Annotated in this window: 3 protein-coding genes; all 3 read right to left on the bottom strand. The window is 65.4% G+C overall.

The annotated features are described in order from the left end of the window. Positions 1-577: 577 nt before the first annotated feature. Positions 578-1,315 (bottom strand): hypothetical protein, encoded by a 738-nt coding sequence (locus Y694_RS24545; protein ID WP_155935881.1) that lies wholly within the window; start codon positions 1,313-1,315, stop codon positions 578-580. Positions 1,316-1,855: 540 nt separating this feature from the next. Then, entirely contained in the window at positions 1,856-2,476 is a 621-nt protein-coding gene (locus Y694_RS20445; protein WP_310732287.1) for a response regulator transcription factor, read from the bottom strand. Beyond that, positions 2,473-3,668: sensor histidine kinase (locus tag Y694_RS20440; protein ID WP_231497811.1), on the bottom strand; the 1,196-nt coding region annotated here is incomplete at its 5' end. The genes Y694_RS20440 and Y694_RS20445, both read right to left, overlap by 4 nt.

Below are 3,668 nucleotides of genomic sequence, written 5' to 3'. Positions count from 1 at the left end.
CCTTAACTCGAAGTCGTTGACCTACTCGCGCTGCGGGGAGAACCATGAGCTTCGACCCTTCGACGGAATGAAAGTGGCTTGTGCCGCGTAACGTTTGAGCTGAGCGGACCCCGCCGGGTTGGCGCTTGGCCCGCGGGACGGATGATGAACCACACCGGCTCGCGGGCCAAGCGCCAAGCAGGTGGAGGTCCGCTCGAGCGAAGGGTTAGGCCCCTGCCGCCGGGTTGACGGAGTACCTTGCTTGTAGACCCTGGAGTACATCTCTTCCGAGAAGTGACTTGCCCTCGCCAAGCATCGCAAGAAGCTTCTCCAATGCCTTCGCGCCTCTTGGCGCCAGTACCAAGTTGCAGAGCGTCGACCTTACGCCAAAGCTGTTCCTGACTCTGTCTAGTAGTGACTTTGGCAGATCCAGCTTAAAGAATGCTGTGCTGATCGACACCCCGGTGCCCCCCAGCCTCATTTGCTCCGTACTGCGCCTGCAGCGCCCGCGAAATATCCCTGAGAACGTTCTCGTACTTCAGCTGTCGACGTTCGTCTTCTTCATCAAGCGCGTCTTGGTACTCCGAGATCCAAGTTCTCAGTTCGGCGTTTTGGTCACGAAGATTGAGCGCAGCGGGCAGCAGTTGTTCGATGTTGTCGGCGCTTTCGATCGCCTGATAGCCAAGGGAGGCATTGACACATGAGCTACTGAGCCGGACAGAGCCAGCCCTCGGAAGCGAAACATCCGTGTTCGCTCGTCCTGGATGAACGTCGTGACTGATTCGACCGCGCTGGGTTGCCTCGGAAACAGCTTTGTTTCTTGGAGTAGGCGTCTCCTGAAGGGATGGCCAAAGTACGGTGTCTTGCTTAGGTGACTTCGCGCCAGTATCCCTGCGCCACCCCAAAGAAGGGCGGACAAATGCGGATTGATTTGGGACTTGTCATGCCGCCACGCGGCTTGAATGGCGGTGATCTCGCTTTTCAGAGTCGGTGTGACGCACAGTTCACCGACGATTGCCTCTCGAAGCAGGTTGAGATCGTCGCCGAAGTTTCCGTAGTCCTGCGGCACTACGACGCCAAGATTGGCAAGGGGTAGCAGTTGAGCGTGGTCTTGGTGCCAGGTGTACAGAAATCTGGAGTCGACCGTCAAATGATCGAAGCAGATCAAGTTGGTCAGTAGCGTCAGCAAAGCGTCAATCTGCAAAACACCTTCTGGCAAGTCCTTGAACGAATGACTCTGCCGATCCTGCGAGATGAGAATCTCACCAACTGTGTCGACTCCGATCCCGTTCGACAGGAGGCCCTCCACATCTTGAAGGGTCCAGTTGTCGATCATGAGGCTAGTAGACATGGCACACAGTGGGTTTCAGGGGCCTAACTAAATAGTTGAGCGACGCCCGCGCAGCGGGTCGTCCGCTCGAACGACAGGTTCGGGTGCATCGACGCGGGGCATGAATCAACTATTCCTCTAATGCTCGGCTGGCTGCGCGATGCGGCTTGTCTGCTGTTGGCTCACGCTGCGCTGTGTGCATGTCCGCTCAAGCAAGCTTGTGCGGCCTGCTCGCAGCGCAGCGCAAGCTAGCAAACTTCTCGCATTTCATACCGTCCACCTGCTTTCGCTTTGAACGCAGGTTGTCTTCGGCGCAGCGGCGACCGTCAGCTGAACTAGATTTAGACATGCGCGACCGTACTGGCGCCGTTGATCTGACGCAATCCCTTCCCCCGAGAAAAAGCCTGCCGCTTCATAGCAGAAAGGCCCTGCCCTTTCGGTCAAACGCAGGTGCGTTATGCGTCCCAAATCAGCCGACCTCCTCCGCGGACGCCAACAGCCCGCTAAACCCCCCGGCCCGCCCAACCCCATGCTCCCGCGCGTAGTTCAACAACTCCACCGCACTCCCCACCCCCAGCGCCTGCCGAATGCGCGTCTGGTAGTTGGCCACGGTCTTGGTGCTGAGGCGCAGGTCTGTGCGATCTCTTCCACGCCGCGGCCGGCCAGCAGCTGCTGCAGGATGTCGAACTCGCGGCTCGACAGCCGGGTGTGCGGCGGGCCGCCCTCGGCGCGGGCCGCGAGCGCAGCCACGTCGGGTGACAGGGCGATCTCGCCGCGCGCGGCCTGGCGCACCGCGGTCACCAGCACCTCGGGCGCGCTACTCTTGGTCACGAAGCCGGCCGCGCCGGCGCGCAGGCACTGGTCGAGCATGGCCGCGCTGTCGTGCATGGTGAACACCAGCACGGACAACTCGGGCCGCCGCTGCGCCAGGCGGCGCAGCAGCTCCAGCCCGCTGCGGCCGGGCATGGAAAGGTCGAGCACCAGCAGGTCGATGTCGTCGCCGCTGCTGCCGGCCAGCGCGCTGTAGGCCGACTCGGCGTCGCCGTACTCCGCCACCACGGCGATGTCGGCCTCCAGCTCCAGCAGGCGGCGGTAGCCGGCGCGCACGACCGCGTGGTCGTCGGCCAGCGCCACACGCAAGGGACCGGGCAATGGGCTCACGCTCACGAAATGTTCTCCTGTTCGGCAGCGGTCGTGCTGCTGCTACGAGTGCTGTTGTTGTTGACGTTGTCGTTGTCGTTGTTGCTGCGGTTGTCGATCACGGCGAAGGGCAGCCGTGCATGCAGCTTCAATCCGGGGCGCCCGGTGCCCGCCGCCGATGCCGGTGCGGGCTGCCATTCCAGGTCGCCGCCGGCCGACCACACGCGGTCCTTCACGCCGGCCAGGCCGTTGCCGCGCTGCCAGGCGCCGGCGTCGTCGAGCCCACAGCCGTCGTCTTGCACCGCCCAGTCCAGCAGCGCCGTGGCCGCGCCCGGCTCGCGGGTGATGCGCACGCTGAGCCGCGCCTCGCTCGCGTGGGCGTGGCGGGCCACGTTGGTCAGCGCCTCCTGGCTGATGCGGTAGACGGTGAGCACCAGTTCGCGCGGCAGGCGGTCGCTGTCGCCCAGCCCCACGCTGTCGAAGGCCAGCGTGTAGCGCGTGCTGCGGCCCGGCGACTGCACCCAGGCCTGCACCAGCGTTTCCAGCAGCGCGCGCAGGCGTTCCACGCTCTCGCCGCCGTCGGCTTGCGCGGACTCCGCGGTGCCCAGCGGGCGCAGGCGCGTCAGCAGCGCCCTCACCTCGCTCTGGATGCGCGAGCAGTGCTCGCTCATGCCGGCCACCACCGCCGCGAGTTCGGGCTCGTGGGCCAGCCGGCGCTGCAGCCAGCTGGCGTCCACGCGCAGTGCGGTGAGGTGCTGGCCCAGTTCGTCGTGCAGCTCGCGCGCCAGGTGGTTGCGCTCGTCTTCCTGCAGCGTGAGCACCTGCGCGCCCAGCACGCGGCGGCGCGCCTCGGCCTCTTCCAGCGCGCCGGCCAGGTGGCGCAGCGCATGGGCTATCACGTCCAGCTCGCGGATCGGCATGGCCGGCAGCGCGCGCACCTCCCCCAGGTCCTGCCGCTCCACCTGCTCGATGGCCGACAGCAGCGGCGCCAGCGCACGGAACGAGCGCCGCACGCGCCAGTGCATCACCCCCAGCATCAGCAGGCCGCAGCCGGCCAGCAGGCTCATCATCTCCACCAGCTGCACCAGCGACTCGCGCTGTTCGCTGTCGTGCGACGCAATCCACTGCACCTGCCACGCGGGCCCGGCCGGCCGCGGCAGCGCGGCGGCCACGGTCTGCGGCCGCGGCGGCGCGAACAGCACGCGGTCAGCTGCACCAG

It is taken from the genome of Methylibium sp. T29-B (assembly GCF_000576225.1).
In the GTDB taxonomy this organism is placed as follows: Bacteria; Pseudomonadota; Gammaproteobacteria; order Burkholderiales; family Burkholderiaceae_C; genus Methylibium; species Methylibium petroleiphilum.
This window is presented reverse-complemented; position numbering and strand designations above follow the sequence as displayed.